This window comes from Roseibium sp. ROS1 (genome assembly GCF_054658215.1).
On the sequence record NZ_BAAGIG010000001.1, the window covers coordinates 335,769 to 352,715 of the forward strand.

Annotated in this window: 13 protein-coding genes; 5 read left to right on the forward strand and 8 right to left on the reverse strand. The window is 61.0% G+C overall.

The genetic code is table 11. The features are described 5' to 3' along the window. Positions 1-11: 11 nt before the first annotated feature. The 6 genes from iolD to ACYQ6M_RS01480 form a co-directional block, all read right to left on the reverse strand. Positions 12-1,853, reverse strand: a complete 1,842-nt coding sequence (iolD, locus tag ACYQ6M_RS01455; RefSeq protein WP_460071711.1) for a 3D-(3,5/4)-trihydroxycyclohexane-1,2-dione acylhydrolase (decyclizing) — start codon at positions 1,851-1,853, stop codon at positions 12-14. After that, the gene (locus tag ACYQ6M_RS01460) at positions 1,850-3,808 is read right to left on the reverse strand and encodes a bifunctional 5-dehydro-2-deoxygluconokinase/5-dehydro-2-deoxyphosphogluconate aldolase (protein WP_209170107.1); all 1,959 of its coding nucleotides are present in this window, start codon (positions 3,806-3,808) and stop codon (positions 1,850-1,852) included. Before ACYQ6M_RS01460 ends, iolD begins: the two co-directional genes overlap by 4 nt. A gap of 28 nt (positions 3,809-3,836) precedes the next feature. Then, positions 3,837-4,616, reverse strand: a complete 780-nt coding sequence (locus ACYQ6M_RS01465; RefSeq protein ID WP_023003004.1) for an ATP-binding cassette domain-containing protein — start codon at positions 4,614-4,616, stop codon at positions 3,837-3,839. A gap of 1 nt (position 4,617) precedes the next feature. Continuing rightward, positions 4,618-5,745, reverse strand: coding sequence for an ABC transporter permease (locus ACYQ6M_RS01470; protein WP_229004845.1), 1,128 nt, complete (start codon positions 5,743-5,745; stop codon positions 4,618-4,620). A 169-nt stretch (positions 5,746-5,914) separates the two neighbouring features. Then, positions 5,915-6,856, reverse strand: a complete 942-nt coding sequence (locus ACYQ6M_RS01475; protein WP_297835314.1) for a sugar ABC transporter substrate-binding protein — start codon at positions 6,854-6,856, stop codon at positions 5,915-5,917. A gap of 145 nt (positions 6,857-7,001) precedes the next feature. After that, a complete protein-coding gene (locus ACYQ6M_RS01480) occupies positions 7,002-7,868 on the reverse strand; it encodes a MurR/RpiR family transcriptional regulator (RefSeq protein WP_460071714.1) in 867 nt (288 codons plus the stop codon). Positions 7,869-7,985: 117 nt separating this feature from the next. On the opposite strand from ACYQ6M_RS01480, the gene iolG reads away from it, so the two are divergent. From iolG to ACYQ6M_RS01505, 5 genes are all read left to right on the forward strand, one after another. After that, a complete protein-coding gene (gene iolG / locus ACYQ6M_RS01485) occupies positions 7,986-8,984 on the forward strand; it encodes an inositol 2-dehydrogenase (protein WP_023003008.1) in 999 nt (332 codons plus the stop codon). 175 nt (positions 8,985-9,159) lie between these two features. After that, positions 9,160-10,293 carry a Gfo/Idh/MocA family protein gene (locus tag ACYQ6M_RS01490; RefSeq protein ID WP_460071716.1) on the forward strand — a complete coding sequence of 378 codons (1,134 nt, stop codon included), beginning with the start codon at positions 9,160-9,162 and terminating at the stop codon, positions 10,291-10,293. 187 nt (positions 10,294-10,480) lie between these two features. Beyond that, entirely contained in the window at positions 10,481-11,098 is a 618-nt protein-coding gene (locus ACYQ6M_RS01495) for an NAD(P)H-dependent oxidoreductase (protein WP_297835324.1), read from the forward strand. Next, positions 11,098-12,987: a monovalent cation:proton antiporter-2 (CPA2) family protein gene (locus tag ACYQ6M_RS01500; protein WP_460071719.1), complete on the forward strand. Its 1,890-nt coding sequence runs from the start codon at positions 11,098-11,100 to the stop codon at positions 12,985-12,987. Before ACYQ6M_RS01495 ends, ACYQ6M_RS01500 begins: the two co-directional genes overlap by 1 nt. Before the next feature lie 154 nt (positions 12,988-13,141). After that, positions 13,142-13,819: a DsbA family oxidoreductase gene (locus ACYQ6M_RS01505; protein ID WP_062487180.1), complete on the forward strand. Its 678-nt coding sequence runs from the start codon at positions 13,142-13,144 to the stop codon at positions 13,817-13,819. A 207-nt stretch (positions 13,820-14,026) separates the two neighbouring features. Here ACYQ6M_RS01505 and ACYQ6M_RS01510 read toward each other — a convergent pair whose 3' ends face one another. Continuing rightward, positions 14,027-15,928 carry a beta-galactosidase gene (locus tag ACYQ6M_RS01510; RefSeq protein ID WP_460071721.1) on the reverse strand — a complete coding sequence of 634 codons (1,902 nt, stop codon included), beginning with the start codon at positions 15,926-15,928 and terminating at the stop codon, positions 14,027-14,029. Between the two features lie 175 nt (positions 15,929-16,103). Next, the gene (locus ACYQ6M_RS01515; RefSeq protein WP_031270295.1) at positions 16,104-16,943 is read right to left on the reverse strand and encodes an SMP-30/gluconolactonase/LRE family protein; all 840 of its coding nucleotides are present in this window, start codon (positions 16,941-16,943) and stop codon (positions 16,104-16,106) included. Positions 16,944-16,947: the final 4 nt, after the last annotated feature.

The window sequence follows — 16,947 nt, forward strand, 5'->3', positions numbered from 1 at the left end:
CTGCATTCCCCTCAATCGACCAGGTTCTGGTGCTTCAAAGCGTCGACATAGCCCTCACGGGCCTTGTTGACTTCGGTCCGCTCAGAAACCTCCGGCACGGCGACGTCCCACCAGTGACCGCCACCGTCCTCGCCCGGCCCATGCATCGGGTCCGTGTCGATGACGATTACCGTCGGAATGGCCCGGTCCTTCGAGGCGAGGATCTGCGCTTCCAGATCGGCGATGTCCTTTGCCTTTACCGCGTGGGCTCCCATGGCGGCCGCGTGGGCGACGAAGTCGATCGCCGGCTGCGCCTCGACATTGCAGTCCTTGTAGAGATTGTTGAACTGGTTGCCGCCCGTGCCCATCTGCAGCCGGTTGATGCAGCCGTAACCGCGGTTGTCGGTCAGCACCACCGTGAACGGCACCCGCCGCATGACGGCGGTCGCAAGTTCCGAGTTGGCCATCATGTAGGACCCGTCACCGACGAAGCAGACGACATCCCGTTCCGGCTGCGCCAGCTTGATTCCAAGAGCCCCCGCAATCTCGTAGCCCATGCAGGAATAGCCGTATTCCATGTGATAGCCACCCTGCGGCGCCTGCCACAGAAGCTTGAGAGCGCCAGGCATGGTGCCGGCGGCGCACATGGCGATAGTCTTCTCGGTCGAGGTGCGCTGAACCGCGCCGATAACCTCTGCATCGAGCGGCAGGTAGCCTTCCGGCACATCGGTGCGCGCGCTGCAGTGGGCATCGACCTTCGCCAGCCAGTCAAGACGGGACTGCGGATTGAAAGTCGATTTTGTCTCTGAGCCAAGGGCCGCTGAGATCTTCTCCAGAGACACCTTCGCATCGCCGATGACGCCGACGGCGCCATGCTTCAGGGCGTCGTAGCCCTGGACGTTGATGGAGACGAGCTTGCGGCCCGGTTCCTTGAAGAGCGCCCAGGAGCCGGTGGTGAAGTCCTGGAAACGGGTGCCGATGCCGATGACGAGGTCCGCGCTTTCGGCAATCTCGTTGGCGCAGGCCGAGCCGTCGACCCCGGCAGTGCCGAAGTTCATCGGATGAGATTGCGCCAACGCCGACTTGCCCGCCTGGGTCTCGATCACCGGAATGCCGTGCCTGGTCGCAAACGCGCCAAGGGTTTCTTCGGCCTGCGAATAGACAACACCGCCGCCGCAAACCAGAACCGGGTTCTTTGCGGATTTGATGAGGGCGACAACATCGGCGATGTCCCGGCTGTCCGGTTCCGGGCGTCGGATGCGCCAGACCTTCGGCTCGAAGAAGCTTGCCGGATAATCGAAGGCTTCTGCCTGCGTGTCCTGGCAGAACGCCAGGGTCACCGGGCCGCAATTGACCGGGTCGGTCATCACGCGGAAGGCGCGCGGCAGGGCCGTCAGCAGGTGTTCCGGGCGGCTGATGCGGTCGAAGTAGCGCGAGACGGGACGGAAGCAGTCATTGGCCGAAACCGTGCCGTCGTCGAAATCCTCCACCTGCTGCAGGACCGGGTCGGGTGCCCGATTGGCAAAGACATCGCCGGGGATCAGTAGAACGGGAAGGCGGTTCACATGGGCAAGGGCTGCGGCGGTCACCATGTTGGTGGCGCCGGGGCCGATGGACGAGGTGACGGCCATCGCCCGTGTGCGCTTCTTCGCCTTGGCATAGGCGATGGCCGTATGGGCCATGGTCTGTTCGTTCTGGCCGCGCCAGGTCGGCAGGGCATTGCCGGCCTGCTCCAGCGCTTCGCCCAGACCGGCAACATTGCCGTGGCCGAAGATCGCCCAGATGCCGTCGATGAAACGCTCGCCGTCCTCGGTCATCTGCGCGGAGATATACCGCACCATGGCCTGGGCGGCGGTGAGACGGATCGTGCTCATGCGGAAATTCCCTGGAGTTCGTTGACGTGTGCCTCGGTTCCGGCTTCTGCGCGCGCCGTGTCCCAGATGCTGCACAGGCGGGCGAAGCGGCTCACCATGTCGGCGACGGCAGCTTCGTCTGTCAATTCACCTGCCAGCCATTTGCGGGCTGCTTCGGCAAAAATCGTGCGGCCGACCGCAAAGCCCTTGACCAGCGGGAAGCGGGCCGCTTCGGCAAAGCTCGCGGCCAGTTCCTCTTCCGGGGCATCAAGACCGAGCACCACGATGCCGCGAGTGTGAGGGTCGTTTTCGGAAATCGCGTCGCAAGCCTTCGCCCATGCTTCTGCCGAGGTCATGGGTTCCAGCTTCCACCAGTCCGGATAGATGCCGATCTCGTAGAAACGGCGGATGATATCTGCCGTGGTGTCGGCATCAACCGGACCAACCTTGGAGGGGATGATCTCCAGAAGCATTTCAAGCCGGTTGCGGCGGCAGGCGGCAAACAGCCGCTTCAGGACATCTTCCTGCTCGGCCTTCATCGCGTCGGTGTCATGCGGATGATAGAAGCACAACACCTTGACCACATGCTCCGTCGGCCATTCGGCCAGGCCGCCGAAATCCGGACCGATTTCCGGTTCCAGTGTCAGTGGCCGGGAGGTAGGCCACTCCACCGGATGACCGATCCAAAGCCCGGTTCCGGCGGCCCGATAAAGCGCCTCGCGGCCGTGACGGCTGTCGCACAGAATGCCATAGCCCGGCTGGCCGTCCGCGACCGAAAGGGCCGCGTCGAGGCAGAGTTTCTTGAACGATCCGATCCGCTCGTGACCGGCGTTGGCCGTATCGGCCATCTGTTCGAGCTGAATACGGTGGTCGAAGGCAAAAACACGCATGGTCGACCAGTTGCCACCATGCAGCCGGTGCCGGTTTGTGGACCAGTGGATCTGTTCCAGTTCCGGATCCTTGCGCAGGGCCTTATCCTTCACGCCCCGTTTCAGGAAGAACTGCAGCTCTTCCCAGCTCGGATAGGCCGGTGTGCAGCCGTGCCGGGAGACGGCAAACGCGCCGCATGCGTTGGCATAGGTCAGGGCCGTGACCCAGTCCTCGCCGGTGATCCAGCCTTTCAGCAGACCGGACATGAAGCCGTCGCCGGCCCCCAGAACGTTGAAGACCTCAATCGGGAAGCCAGGGCCGGAAATGCCGTCGTCGAGGCTGTCGGGGATCGCGCCTTCGAAGGCGGTTGCCCCCATTGGCCCGCGCTTGCAGACCAGCGTCGCACCCGACACCTTGCGCACGTTGCGCAGCGCCTCGACCGTGTCCGTGGTTCCACCGGCAATGTGGAATTCTTCTTCCGTACCCACGATCAGGTCGAACAGATGCAGGCTCGATTGCAGCTTGGCCGTCACCTTGTCGGAGGCAATGAAGCGGTTCTCGCCGTCGCCGTGCCCCGACAGGCCCCAGAGGTTGGGGCGGTAGTCGATGTCGAGCGCGGTACGGCTGCCGTTTTCGCGGGCAAGCCTCAATGCCTTCAGAACGGCAGCTTCCGTCTGCGGATGGCTGAGGTGCGTGCCCGTGGCGACCACGGCCTTGGCTGACGCAATGAACGCGGGATCGATATCATCTTCGCCAAGAGCCATGTCGGCGCAGTTTTCGCGGTAGAAGATCAGCGGGAACTGTTCCTGGTCGCGGATGCCGAGCAGCACGAGCGCGGTGAGCCGCTCCTTGTCGGTGATCACGCCTTGTGTGTCGACACCGTGCCGTTCCAGTTCCTCGCGGATGAAACGGCCCATGTGTTCGTCTCCGACACGGGTGATCAGCGCGGATTTCAGGCCGAGCCGAGCCGTGCCGCAGGCCATATTGGTGGGCGAGCCGCCGATATACTTGTTGAAGGACGCCATGTCCTCCAGACGGCCGCCAGCCTGGGCTCCGTAGAGGTCGACCGACGAGCGGCCTATCGTGATGACATCGAGTTTCTTCACGTGCACATTCCGTTTTTGATTCAGCCCGTCAGATGGTGCCGCCGAGGGAACCTTCCAGTTCCGCCAGTTCCTGGCCACCGGCCATCAGGTCCTGAAGTTCTTCCGCTTTTATGTCTCCGCGCTCTGCGGTGCCAAGCGTCTTGCCGCGGTTGAGCACCGTGAACCTGTCGCCCACGGCCATGGCATGGCGCACGTTGTGGGTGATGAAGACAACGCCGATGCCTTTTTGGCGGACCTTGTCGATCGTCGCCAGCACGTTGGAGGTCTGGCGCACACCCAGGGCAGATGTCGGTTCGTCGAGGATCAACACCTTGGCCCCAAAGAAGACGGCGCGCGAGATGGCGACCGTCTGGCGTTCACCGCCCGACAATGTGCCGACCGCCTGGTCAGGCGAACGCAGGTGAATGCCCATCTTGGCCATCTCGGTCATCGTGACTTCGTTGGCTTCGGAAAAATCGAAGAACTTGAAGGGGCCGAAGCGCCTTTGCGGTTCGCGGCCCATCCAGAAGTTCCGGGTCACCGACATCAGCGGGATCATCGCCAGGTCCTGGTAGACGGTCGCGATGCCGGCTTCCATGGCGTCCCGCGGGCTGTTGAAGCTGACTTCCTTGCCTTCCATCAGGATCTTGCCCTTGGTCGGCTTGTGGACGCCGGACATGGTCTTGATGAAGGTGGACTTGCCCGCGCCGTTGTCGCCCAGAAGGCAGTGGCATTCGCCGGCCTTGACGGACACGGAGACACCGTTGAGGGCGATCACCGGGCCGAAGTGTTTTTCGATATCGACGAGTTCGATAAGGTTGTCGGACATCTTAGCGTTCCCCCGTGATCATGCGGCGGATGTAGGTGTTGAGGATCACGGCGAGCAGCAGGATAACGCCGAGGAAAACCCGGAAGAGCGAACTTTCGACCCCGGCGAAGAAGAGGCCTTGCTGAACAACGCCGAAGATCAGTGCGCCAAGCGCCGCGCCTACCACCGAACCGTAGCCGCCGGTGAGAAGTGCGCCGCCGATCACCACGGAAATGATGGCTTCGAATTCCTTCAAGAGGCCGCGGTCGGCTGCGGCCGAGCCGAATTCCATCACCTGACAGGTGGCGAAAATAGTGGCGCAGAAGGCGGAGAACATGAACATCAGGATCTTGACCCGGTTCACGGGTACGCCGACATAGCGCGCTGCCTGGGCGTCGCCACCGGCTGCGAAGATCCAGTTGCCGAAGCGGGTGCGGGTGAGCAGGATATGGCCGAACACGATCAGGATGATTGCCCAGATCATCAGCATCGGAATGCCTTCGACCACCGGCAGTCCTGCTTTCGGACCGGCAACGAACTTGCCGACAATGCCGAGATCGGCCAGCCAGACAAAGAGGCCGGAAAAGACCTTGCCGCCGAAGAGCCAGGCGATCGGGTCACCTTCCGCCGCTTCACGCACGCCGCCGATGATGGTCTTGCGGGTGGTGGCGATGGAAATGAAGATTGTCAGGCCGCGCAGAATGTAGAGAAAGGCGAGGGTGACGATGAAGGAAGGCAGGCCGGTCTTGATGACCAGGTATCCGTTGAGCCCGCCGATAGCCAGCGCCATGGCAAATGCGACCAGGATACCGAACCACGCAGGGAACCCCCACTGAACAGTGAAGAGCGCGATGATGACGCCGGAGAAGCCGATCATCGAGCCGACGGAGAGGTCGAATTCGCCTGCGATCATCAAAAGGCAGGCGCCGACGGCGATGATGGCGAACTGGGCAGAGACTGTGCCCCAGTTGATGATGCCTTCCGGGGCAAACATGCCGCTGTCGCTGGCGATGCCGAGGAAGAACATGAATACGAGAATAGTGCCGCAGATCGCGCCCAGCTCCGGGCGGATCAGGGCCTTGCGCATGGGCGACATTTCGCGGATGCGCTCGTCTTTCTGAGGGGCGGCTGCCGATTGTGTCTCAGCCATAGGTCTCCTCCTGCGTGCCGGGGTGGCCGGCCGCGTCCAGTATGCGGCCCGGCCGCAGAACAGTGTTCTGGAATTCAGCGCTTACCCTTCGGGGTGCGCGAGCGTGTCAGTTGCAAGGGAGAGGCGGAAGGCCGCCTCTCCACAGGGCCGCGCCTGGCGGCCCTTCAGCTTAGCGGTATTCGCCGGCGTATTTTTCCACCAGGGCAATGTTGCCCTTGGTCACGAAACCCGGGCCGGAGTTGATGGAGTTGCCCGGAACCACGCCGTAACGAGCCAGGTTCGTCAGGATGACGACCGGCAGGTAGCCTTGCAGGTAAGGCTGCTGGTCGATGGCAAAGGCAATCACGTCACCCTTGATGGCTTCAGCGATTTCGCCGGAAAGGTCGAAGGTGCCGAAGTGGATGGTGCCGGACTTGCCCATGTCTTCCAGCGCAGCCAGCGTCGGATGCGCAGAGGTCGGGCCGAGGGTCAGGACGCCATTGGTGTCCGGGTTGCCCTGCAGATAGGCCATGACCTTGGACTTGATTTCAGCCGGGTCCTGGCCGCTGTCGATCATCTGGCCGCCCAGTTCGACGCCCAGTGCATCAGCATAGCCTTGGCAACGTTCAACAGAAGCCGGGTTGGTGATGTAGTGGTTCACACAAAGGAAGCTGGTGACGCCGGCCGCCTTGGCCTTTTCACCTGCGCCCTTGCCGGCATCGTATTCCGGCTGGCCGACATGCATCAGAGCGCCGATTTGCTTGGACTGCTCTTCAGTGCCGGAGTTGATGGTAATGACCGGAATGCCCTTGGCAACCGCGTTGGACAGCGGGCCGCTCAGAACGTCGTAGTCGGCGATCGTCGCGATGATGCCGTTCGGGTTGGACGCAGCAGCCTGTTCGATGATGCGAGCCATGTCGGCAAGATCACCTGTCGGCGGGTTGCGGTATTCCACTTCAACGCCCATCTGGCCACCGGCAACGGTGATGGCGTTCTTGATCGTGTTCCACCAGCTGTCGCTGTCCGGAGCATGGCTGACCAGAACGAAACGTTCGCCTTCAGCGGAAGCCGGAGCGGCAATGCCGGTAAAGGCAACGGCGGCAGCCGCCATTGCAATAAGTGTCTTCTTCATGGTGTTCCTCCCAGAACGTGGACCGCGGGCCTCGAACAATCCCACCCGCGTCATCAGAAGTCTGTGGCGGCTCGGGATCGCCGTTGCCGCATTTGGAATATAAATTCCATTTTTATCGAAGCGCAACAGATTTTTTCCAGAAAAATCACAGCCTGTTCCGTTGAGCCCCTACGGAAACGGCCAGGGCAATGGCCAGCGAGAGACTTGCGGACAGCGCCCGGAACGCGCCTACGTCCAGTTCCGAGACCAGTAGCTGGATTGCTTTCAGGCGTGCGAGCGGGCTGGTCACGACATCCGTAATCGCGACAATGTCAGCGCCGCTGGCACGGGCCTTGGTGGCCATGTCGATGGTCATTTCCGTGTACGGGGCGAAGGTCACCGCGATTACCGCGTCGTTCGGCCGGATCAGGTGTTCCATGTTGATGTTGGCGATGCCTGAATGGAGAACCGCCGGCACGTCCATCTTTTCGAAGGCATAGGCAAGATACGACGTGACCGGGAAGGCTCTGCGGAAGCCGATCATGTGAATCGTCTCGGCACGGGCCAGCACATCGACCGCCTGTTGAAGTGCGGTCGGGTCGACGGTTGTCAGCAGGTTTTCCAGTGAAGAACGGCCAACCTCGACGAATTCGGCCAGGAGGGCAGAAGGGGACTCGGTGCCGTGCTCGCGCAGTTTGGCGAGGCGGGTGGCGTAGTCAGGCCATTTCTGGGAATAGTCCGAGCGGAACAGTTTCTGCATTTGCGAAAAGCCGGAAAAGCCCATTTCCTGGCAGAAACGCATCACGGCGGATGGCTGAACTTCGGCGCCTTCGGCAAGTTCGGCAACCGTGGATACTGCCACCTTGTCGGGATTGGCGGCGATGTAGTTCGCAAATTGTTTCAGGCGCTTGGGCAGTCTTTCCGCGGTGCCGCCGAGCCGGGCAAAAAACGCATCGATCGATTGCGGCGGCGCAAGGATTTCGGCTGTGGCGAGATTGGGTTCATTTTCTGGATCGGGCGAGGCGTCATTCATTGTCTTCTTCTTTTCCGGCTTGACACATTCCGTCGAAAATGATTTTGGAATTTTTATTCTAAATTGGCAAGCGCTGGTTCAAACCGCTCTGCCACATGTCATCCGGGAGGAAGTATCATGGCCGTCAATGTCGCCCTGCTTGGGGCTGGACGTATCGGTAAAGTGCACGCAAAGGCCGTTGGTGCGGCCGCCGGTGCGACGCTCGTCGCTGTTGCGGACGCCTTCCCGGAAGCCGCCGAAACGCTTGCAGCCGCCTATGGCGCCCGTGTCAGCACGATCGACGAGATCGCCGCCGCCGGCGATGTCGACGCGGTGATCATCTGCACGCCGACCGACACCCATGCCGATCTGATCGAAAAGTTTGCACGCGCAGGCAAGGCAATCTTCTGCGAAAAGCCGGTCGATCTGTCGCTGGACCGGGTAAAAGCCTGCCTGAAGACGGTAGAAGACCTTGGCGCAACCTTGATGCTGGGGTTCAACCGCCGTTTCGATCCGCATTTCCGCGCCGTGCGCGCAGCCATTGACGAAGGGCGGATCGGCGACGTGGAAATGGTGCAGATCACCTCGCGCGATCCGGGTGCGCCGCCGCCATCCTACATCACGTCGTCCGGCGGCATCTTCCGTGACATGACCATCCATGATTTCGACATGGCCCGGTTCCTGCTCGGCGATGAAGTCACGACCGTCTACGCGACGGCGTCGGTTCTGGTCGATCCGGAAATCGGCAAGCTCGGCGATTACGACAGCGCGATGGTGGTGCTGACGACGGCGTCCGGCAAGCAATGCTCCATCTCCAATTCCCGCCGGGCAACCTATGGCTACGACCAGCGCATCGAAGTGCATGGCTCCAAGGGTGTGGTGAGTGCGGAAAACCAGCGTCCGGTATCCATCGAAGTGGCAACCGAAGCCGGGTACACCCGTCCGCCGCTGCATGATTTCTTCATGACCCGCTACACGGAAGCCTATGCGGCTGAAATCACTGCTTTCGTCGAGGCTATCGAAACCGGTACTGCGCCGTCACCGAGTGGCGAGGACGGATTGAAGGCACTCGCCCTGGCTGAAGCTGCCCTCAAGTCCATCGCCGAACGCCGCGCCGTCGGCATGGACGAGGTTTAAGCGTCAGAACCACTATGACCTCATCCTGAGGAGGACCGTCTGGTCCGTCTCGAAGGATGGGCGGCACACTCATGAGCAAGCAGCCCATCCTTCGAGACAGCGCCAAGGCGCTTCCTCAGGATGAGGTTAAAGGGCGGAACGGTCCGCTTCGTCACCTCCGGGAGGATCGGATTACATGACAAGTCTCGGTATCGGATTGATCGGCACCGGTTTCATGGGCAAGTGCCACGCGCTTGCCTATGGTTCGGTGAAAGCGGTGTTCGGCGATGTGCCGGCGACCCGCCTGGAAGTGCTGTGCGATGTTCCTGCAGAAAAGGCAGAAGCCTTTGCCGACCAGTTCGGCTTCGCAAGGGCAACGAGTGACTGGAAAGATCTGATTGCGGATCCGAAGGTCGATATCGTCTGCATCACCACACCCAACAAGGTGCACAAGGAAATGGCGCTTGCCGCGCTCGAGGCCGGCAAGCATGTGCATCTGGAAAAACCGATGGCGCTTAGCCTGGAGGACGCCAGAAAGATGCTGGCTGTTGCCGAAAGAACAGGTGCGAAGACAATCGTCGGCTACAACTACCTGCATAATCCGGCGATTTCGCATGCCCGCAAACTCATCGCGGATGGCGCCATCGGCCGGATCGTGCATTTTCGCGGAATGGTCGATGAAGACTACCAGGCTGATCCGGACCTCTCCTGGACCTGGCGGGCAACCAAGGCCGATGCCGGCCTCGGCACGCTCGGCGATCTTGGCTGCCATCTGATTTCGCTCGCAACCGCACTCGTCGGACCGGTCGAAAGCCTGGTCGCGGAGACAAGAACGGTTCATGAAACACGGCCCATGGGCAATGGCTCAAGCGAGCGGCGTCCGGTTGAAAACGAAGACATCGCTTCTGCGCTGCTGACCTTCGAAAACGGTGTCCATGGTGTTGTCTCGACCTCGCGCAGTGCCTGGGGCCGCAAGAGCTACATCGGCTTCGAGGTGCATGGAACGGAAGGCATGATCACCTTCGATCAGGAGCGCATGAACGAACTCCGTCTCTACCAGAACCGGGGTGAGCTTGCCGAACAGGGTTTCAAGACGTTGCTCAGCGGGCCAGCTCATCCGCCGTATGGGCAATTCGTTCCGGCAGCCGGCCATCAGCTCGGGTTCAACGATCTGAAGGTTATAGAGGTTCATGAGTTCCTGAAGGCGATTTCCGAAGGGCGCAACGCCGTACCGTCTTTCCGGGAAGCGCTTCATTTCGAGGCGGTGATCCATGCGATCGCCCAGGCCGGAGAGACGGGCTCCCGGGTGCGGGTCTCCAGGGCGGACTGACGCCGACAGCATCCCACTGTCTATCGCTTACTTTATTGTTCAATGGGCGCGAACAGGCCGGTTCCTGTTCGCGCCCTTTATCTGTTGCGGATGATCCCTATAAACTCTTGAGAATACAGACCGTTGGTCCGCCGTGCTCGGCAGGCCTTGCCGGCTCTGCGGGCTTACTCAGATCCGGGAGATCCTCTTGGCCAAGGTAATCGTTTTCTTTGCCCACCCACGACCGCACAGGTCGGAGGTGAACCAGCCGCTGTTTGAAATCGCGCGGTCGATCAAGGAGATCACAACCGTTGATCTTTATGCGGACTATCCGGATTTCAGCATTGATATCGACCGGGAGCAGGATCGCCTGCGCGCTCATGACGTGATTGTCTTCCAGCACCCGCTTTACTGGTATTCGGCACCCGCCATCATGAAGGAGTGGCAGGATCTCGTGCTGGAACATGGCTTTGCCTATGGTCATGCCGGCAAGGCATTGCATGGCAAGGTGTTCCTGAACGCGGTTACGACCGGTGCCAAGCCGGATGCCTATTCGCAAACGGGCATGAACCATGCCGAGTTGCGCAGCTTGCTGGGCCCATTCGAAAAAACGGCGGACCTTTGCGGCATGCGCTACCTCGCGCCCTTTGCGCTGTTCGGGGCCGGGCGGGCACTGGAGGAAAACCGGTTTGAGGCCCACCGCCTTGCCTACGGAAAGCTTCTGAATGCTTTGGTCCGCGATAAGCTGGATCTTGCAAAGGCGGCTGCAGCGCCGGTGCTGCCGGATGACCTGGATGCGTTCCTGCTGGCAGGGGAGACGGTCTGATGGCGCTGCTCAGCGAAGCCTTCGTCTATCTGTGCGCGGCCGTCATCGCGGTGCCGATTGCCAACCGGCTCGGTCTCGGCTCCGTGCTCGGTTATCTGATCGCCGGTGTGGTGATCGGGCCGGTCATCGGCATCGTCGGATCGGAAGCGGCCGACGTGCAGCATTTTGCCGAATTCGGTGTGGTGATGATGCTTTTCCTGGTCGGGCTGGAACTGCAGCCCGCCATGCTCTGGAAAATGCGTCAGCAGCTTGTCGGGCTTGGCGGACTGCAAGTTGTCGGGACAGCGCTCGTCTTTGCCGCGGCCGGTCTGGCGTTCGGTCTTCACTGGCAGAGCGCTTTGGCGCTCGGCATGATCCTGTCGCTTTCCTCCACCGCCATCGTCTTGCAGACCCTCAACGAGAAAGGCTGGCTGAAAACGCAAGGTGGTCAGAGTTCCTTCTCGGTATTGCTGACCCAGGATATCGCGGTCATTCCGATGCTGGCGCTTCTTCCGTTGCTTGCCATCAGTGGCCATGGCGGGGAAGGAGCCGCGGATGGGCATGGCGAGAGTGCCGGTCATGGAGGTGAAGCTCTGGCGGCCTTGCCAGGCTGGGCACAGGCTCTTGTCATTCTGGCTGTTATTGCCGCAATCATTCTGGCAGGGCGTCATCTGCTGCGACCTGTCTTCCGGTTCATAGCCGAAGCGCGCCTGCGGGAAATCTTCACGGCAACCGCGCTGCTGCTCGTAATCTGCATTGCCCTGGTCATGGATTTTGTCGGTCTGTCGCCGGCACTCGGAACCTTCCTTGCCGGGGTTGTCCTGTCCGACAGCGACTATCGTCATGAGATGGAAAGCGATATCGAGCCCTTCAAGGGCCTGTTGCTTGGCCTGTTCTTCCTGACGGTCGGGGCAGGAATCGATTTCGACCTTCTGTTCGGTGCCCCTTTATCGATCCTTGGACTCGCGCTCGGCTTGATGGCAGTCAAGTTTCTGGTGCTGTTCCTGCTTGCAGCCCTCTTTCGCCTCACAGGGCCAGATCGGTGGCTGTTCGCGCTCGGGCTGGCACAGGCAGGGGAATTCGCTTTCGTGTTGTTCGGATTTGCCTCGGGCAGCGGGGTGCTGGAACCATCGCTGATCAAGACCATGACCCTGGTGGTGGCGATTTCCATGCTGCTGACACCCGCGTTGTTCATTTTCTATGAAAAAATCGTCGCTCCACGGGCTCTGGCGAAAGCGGATCGGGAACCGGATGTCATCGACAGGCGCGGCCGGGTTGTTGTCGCGGGCATGGGCCGGTTCGGCCAGATCGTATCGCGACTGCTGCTGACCAGTGGCTATGACGTGATCATTCTCGATCATGACCCGCAGACGATCGAAAATCTGCGCAGGATAGGCATTCGAACCTTCTATGGGGATGCGACCCGGCCAGACCTTCTGCACGGTGCCGGGCTGGACGATGCCGACCTCTTCGTTGCCGCGCTTGATGATCGCGACAAGCAGACCGAACTGGTGGAACACGTTGCCAAGACCTATCCGAATGTCCGGATCCTCGCCCGTGCCCGCGACCGGCATCACGTCTACGAACTGGAAAATGCCGGTGCTCATTGTGCCGAGCGGGAGGTCTTCGAAGGGGCCCTGGCGCTTGGGCGCCAGGCCTTGACCGAGTTGGGGTACCATCCGTTCCGGGCGCGCACCAAGGCGAGGGAATTCCGTCATCACGACATTGCGATGCTCGATGACCTTCGCGAGAATTTCAACGACGGTGGCGTCGACACTTCCTATATCGATGCCATGCGGGCGCATTCCGAAACCCTGTTCGAAATCATGCAAGTCGACAGGGGTGGTGATCGCCCTGAAGGATCGGAGCGTGGCTGGACGCCGCCCCCAAAGGGCGATGCGACGCTCTGACGGGAGGGGGAAAGCAGCGTTCCGACGAAAGAATGAGGTTTCCCGGTGGTAACCACTGCCTTTTCCCGGCTGGCAGCGGCTCCTATATGCGGGGCAAGACAGACAATGGCGCCGGCCAGACATATGGCTGACAGCGCCGGAACAGGAACCAATCATGACTTCGCAAGACACCGACACAACCGGCCTCGATGATGTGTTGCAGATCGACATTGTTTCCGATGTCGTCTGCCCCTGGTGCATCGTCGGCTTCAAGCAGCTCGAACAGGCGATCGCACGGACCGGCGTTACGGCCGCCATCAAATGGCATCCTTTCGAACTCAATCAGGATATGGCTGCCGAGGGAGAGAACCTGCGCGAACACATCATGCGCAAATACGGCTCCAGCGCGGAGCAATCCCAGGCAGCGCGGGACCGGCTGACGGACCTTGGCGCGAGCCTTGGTTTCGAGTTCAACTTCACCGACGACATGCGCATGGTGAACACCTTCAAGGCGCACCAGCTGATCCATTGGGCCGGTGAGAGCCGCAAGGAACACCAGTTGAAGATGGCGCTGTTCCAGGCCTATTTCGGCGACAGGAAGGACCTCAATGACAATCAGGTTCTGGCGGATGTGGCCGAAAGCATTGGCCTCAACCGGGCCGAAGCCCTTGCCGTTCTGGAAGACGGCCGCTTTGCCGAAACCGTTCGCGCGGAAGAAGCCTTCTGGACCGGCAACGGCATTCACGGCGTTCCTGCTGTCATCTTCGAGCGTCAGCACCTGGTGTCAGGGGCACAGGGCGTCGACAATTTCGCGGCCATCATCACCGAGCTGACGAAGGGTAAGGCGGCCTGACGGCAAGCCGTAAAGATAACCTGTAGATCGTCCAATATCTTCGCCATGCCATGGCTCGACCTTGGCATCCATACCGTTCCGGTTCCGCTCTGCAGGCCTTAGTTTGAGGCACCGTCTCGGCATGGATTGCAGGATCAAGTCCTGCAATGACGGGGTGGAGGAAGAGTTCGGTTATCTAACCACTCTCAGGGTAGAACCAACTTTGCCTTACAGCTTTTCGAACAACACCCCTGCAGCTTCGATCCGGCCGGCAGGTGTGTCGGCAGGCTCGGCGCCGTAATTTGTCCAGATCCTCAGGCCATCGGTCACACGGCAGCGGACGCCGCCGGCAAGGTCGAGCGTGTCGATCGCGGCTTCTTCGCACAGCATGGTGTAGAGGCGCTTCAGCACGGTTTCGTCACCCCAGCCGCCGACATAGACGAGATGTTCCTGGCGGTAGGCGGCGGGTTGGCCGTCTTCCAGTTCCAGGATGACTTCGCCAGCACCTTCCAGTTCCTCGCGGTAGCCGGTGAAGGCGCCGCCGCCCTTAAGCGGCATCGGCATGTCCGGGCGCAGGCTTTCGACCCGCGAGACCGCAAGATCGAGCCCGGGCATGTCTGGTGGCAATGGCACGGGAATGACCATGTCGGCGTTGCGGGCGGCAGTGCGCGGGCCCATCACAACCAGCGCTTCGGTTTCGGCAAGCACCTGTTTCAGGTCCTGCGGCACGTAGATCAGGCCAGGCAGGGCAACAATCTTGTAGCCGGAAAAGTCGCGGGTCTCGCCGCGCAGGATATCGACCGAAAGCCCGAGCTTGCGCAGCGCCTTGTAGGTGTCGAAAACTAGCTGGAAATAGGAAAGCTCCTTGCCGTGCGGTTGGGTGGTCCAGGCAAAATCCGCGTCATAATCAAAGATCAGTGCAACAGGTGCCTGTGGGGCCGAGACGTCAGGCGCATCGCGCAATTCGTCGGCGACCTTGCGGGCTTCGAGCAGTGCCGGTGCATCGGCATTGTCCGGGCGCAGCATGCCGGCATGCATCTGTTCCTGCGCGAAAGGCGCCTGTCGCCAACGGAAATAGCACACGGCCTCGGCCCCATGGGCATAAGCCTCCCAGGCCCAAAGCCGCATCATGCCAGGCAGCGGAGCAGGATTGTGGGGGGCCCAGTTCACCGGTCCCGGCTGTTGTTCCATCACCCACCAGCGGCCCTTGCCAACGGCACGGTAGAGATCGTGGTGGAAGGCCTGGAAGTCCGGATCGCCCTGGCGCATGAAGGCCCGCTGATGGGCGTCATCCGCGCCGACACGGTCTTCCAGAAAACCGAGCGGGTAGCTGTCCCATGTCGCGATCTCGAGATCGTCGCCGACCTTGAAGTGGTCGAAATCAGTTACCCGGCCCATGTAGTTGTGGCTGATCGGTGCGCTGGAATGCGCCCGGATGATATCGACCTGTCGCTTGTTGAAGGTAACTACCTGATCGGAGGAGAACCGCCGGAACGCAAGCGTGTGCGAGGGGTTCGGTTCGGTTACGGTCAGGTTCGGCAGGTCGATCTCGTCAAAGGAGAGATACTCCATAGACCAGAACACGTTGCCCCAAGCGCGGTTGAGCGCCTCGATGGAGCCGTAGCGGCCCTTCAGCCAGACCCGGAACGCTTTTCGGGCAGCATCCGAATAGGAGAGAATCGTATCGTGGCAACCATATTCGTTGTCGGTCTGCCAGGCGGCGACATGCGGATTGTTGCCGTAGCGCTCGGCGACAAGCTTCACGATCCGGTCGCTCTCCTGGCGAAAGCCCTCGTGCGAAAAGCAGTAGTGGCGGCGGGAACCAAACTTGCGGGGATTGCCGTTGGCATCGACGGCGACCATGTCCGGATGCTTGTCGACAACCCAGCGCGGCGGCGTTGCGGTCGGTGTGCCGAGAACGACCTTCAACCCGGCACGGCCCAAGGTCTCGATGGCCCTGTCCAGCCACTCGAAGTGCAAGTCACCAGGGCGGGGCTCGAGGCGCGACCAGGCGAATTCACCGATGCGGATCCATGTCAGCCCGGTCTCGGCCATCCGGCGGGCATCAGCTTCCCAGATTTCTTCCGGCCAGTGTTCCGGATAATAGCAGGTGCCGAGAGTGCGTTTCATGATGGATGCTCACTGCTTGATGGTTTGGCAACGCTCATCCGGATGGTGAAGCGTTGCCACATATTCCGTGTCATTCCCGCAAAGGCGGGGCCTGAGGACCCTTCAAAGGTCCACTGAACTTGCATTTTGTCCCGGTGCTCCCAAAACTTGGCCCGGGAGATGGACGGCAGGCCCGTTAGAGCAAGACCCTGTGCTCGCTCTGTCCACGAACCTTCACTTGCGCGAAATAGGTCTTGCCTTCGTGCTCGCCGGTAAGACCTTCGGCGGCGGATGTGGCAAAGAGCGTCTGCAGATCCGCCCCGCCGAATGCCGGGCAGGAAATCTGTTTTGCAGGCATGGAAACGGCCTCGGCAAATTTCCCGTCCGCAGTATAGCGCGCGACGTGGTTCGCCCCCCAATGGGCGTTCCACAGGAACCCCTCGCTATCGACCACGGCGCCATCCGGATTGAACCCGTCGGCGGACAGATCGACGAACAGGGACGGCGCACCTGCTGGCCAGCCCTCGGCGTCCAGGGCGACCTTCTGAATGGTCAGGGTGTCGGTGTCGGCGAAATAGGCCGTCTTGCCGTCCGGCGAAAAACAGATCGCGTTGGAAATGGTGATGTCGGAGAACAGCTTGCGCAGCTCTCCCTTGTAATAGCGGTAGATCGATCCGGCGTTCTTTTCGGCGCCAAAGCCCATGGTGCCGATCCAGAAGCCTCCCTTGGGATCTGCCCTGCCGTCGTTGGACCGCGTGATTGCGTTGTCGGCCTCCAGGTCGCAGATCTTTGCGGAGGCTTCCGTTTCCAGATTGAACAGGAACAGCTTCGAAGAACTGGCGATCAGGAGTTCGGTCCGGCTGACCCAGCCTGCGGCAGAAACATATTCATCGAACTGCCAGGTCTTTTCCGTGCCGTTGTCACGGCTGAGCAGGCGCTTGTTGAGAATGTCGAACCAGAATAGCTGCTGGCGTTCGGGATGCCACAACGGGCCTTCGCCAAGGGTGCACTGGCGCTCGTCGAAAACTGTGCTCATGACA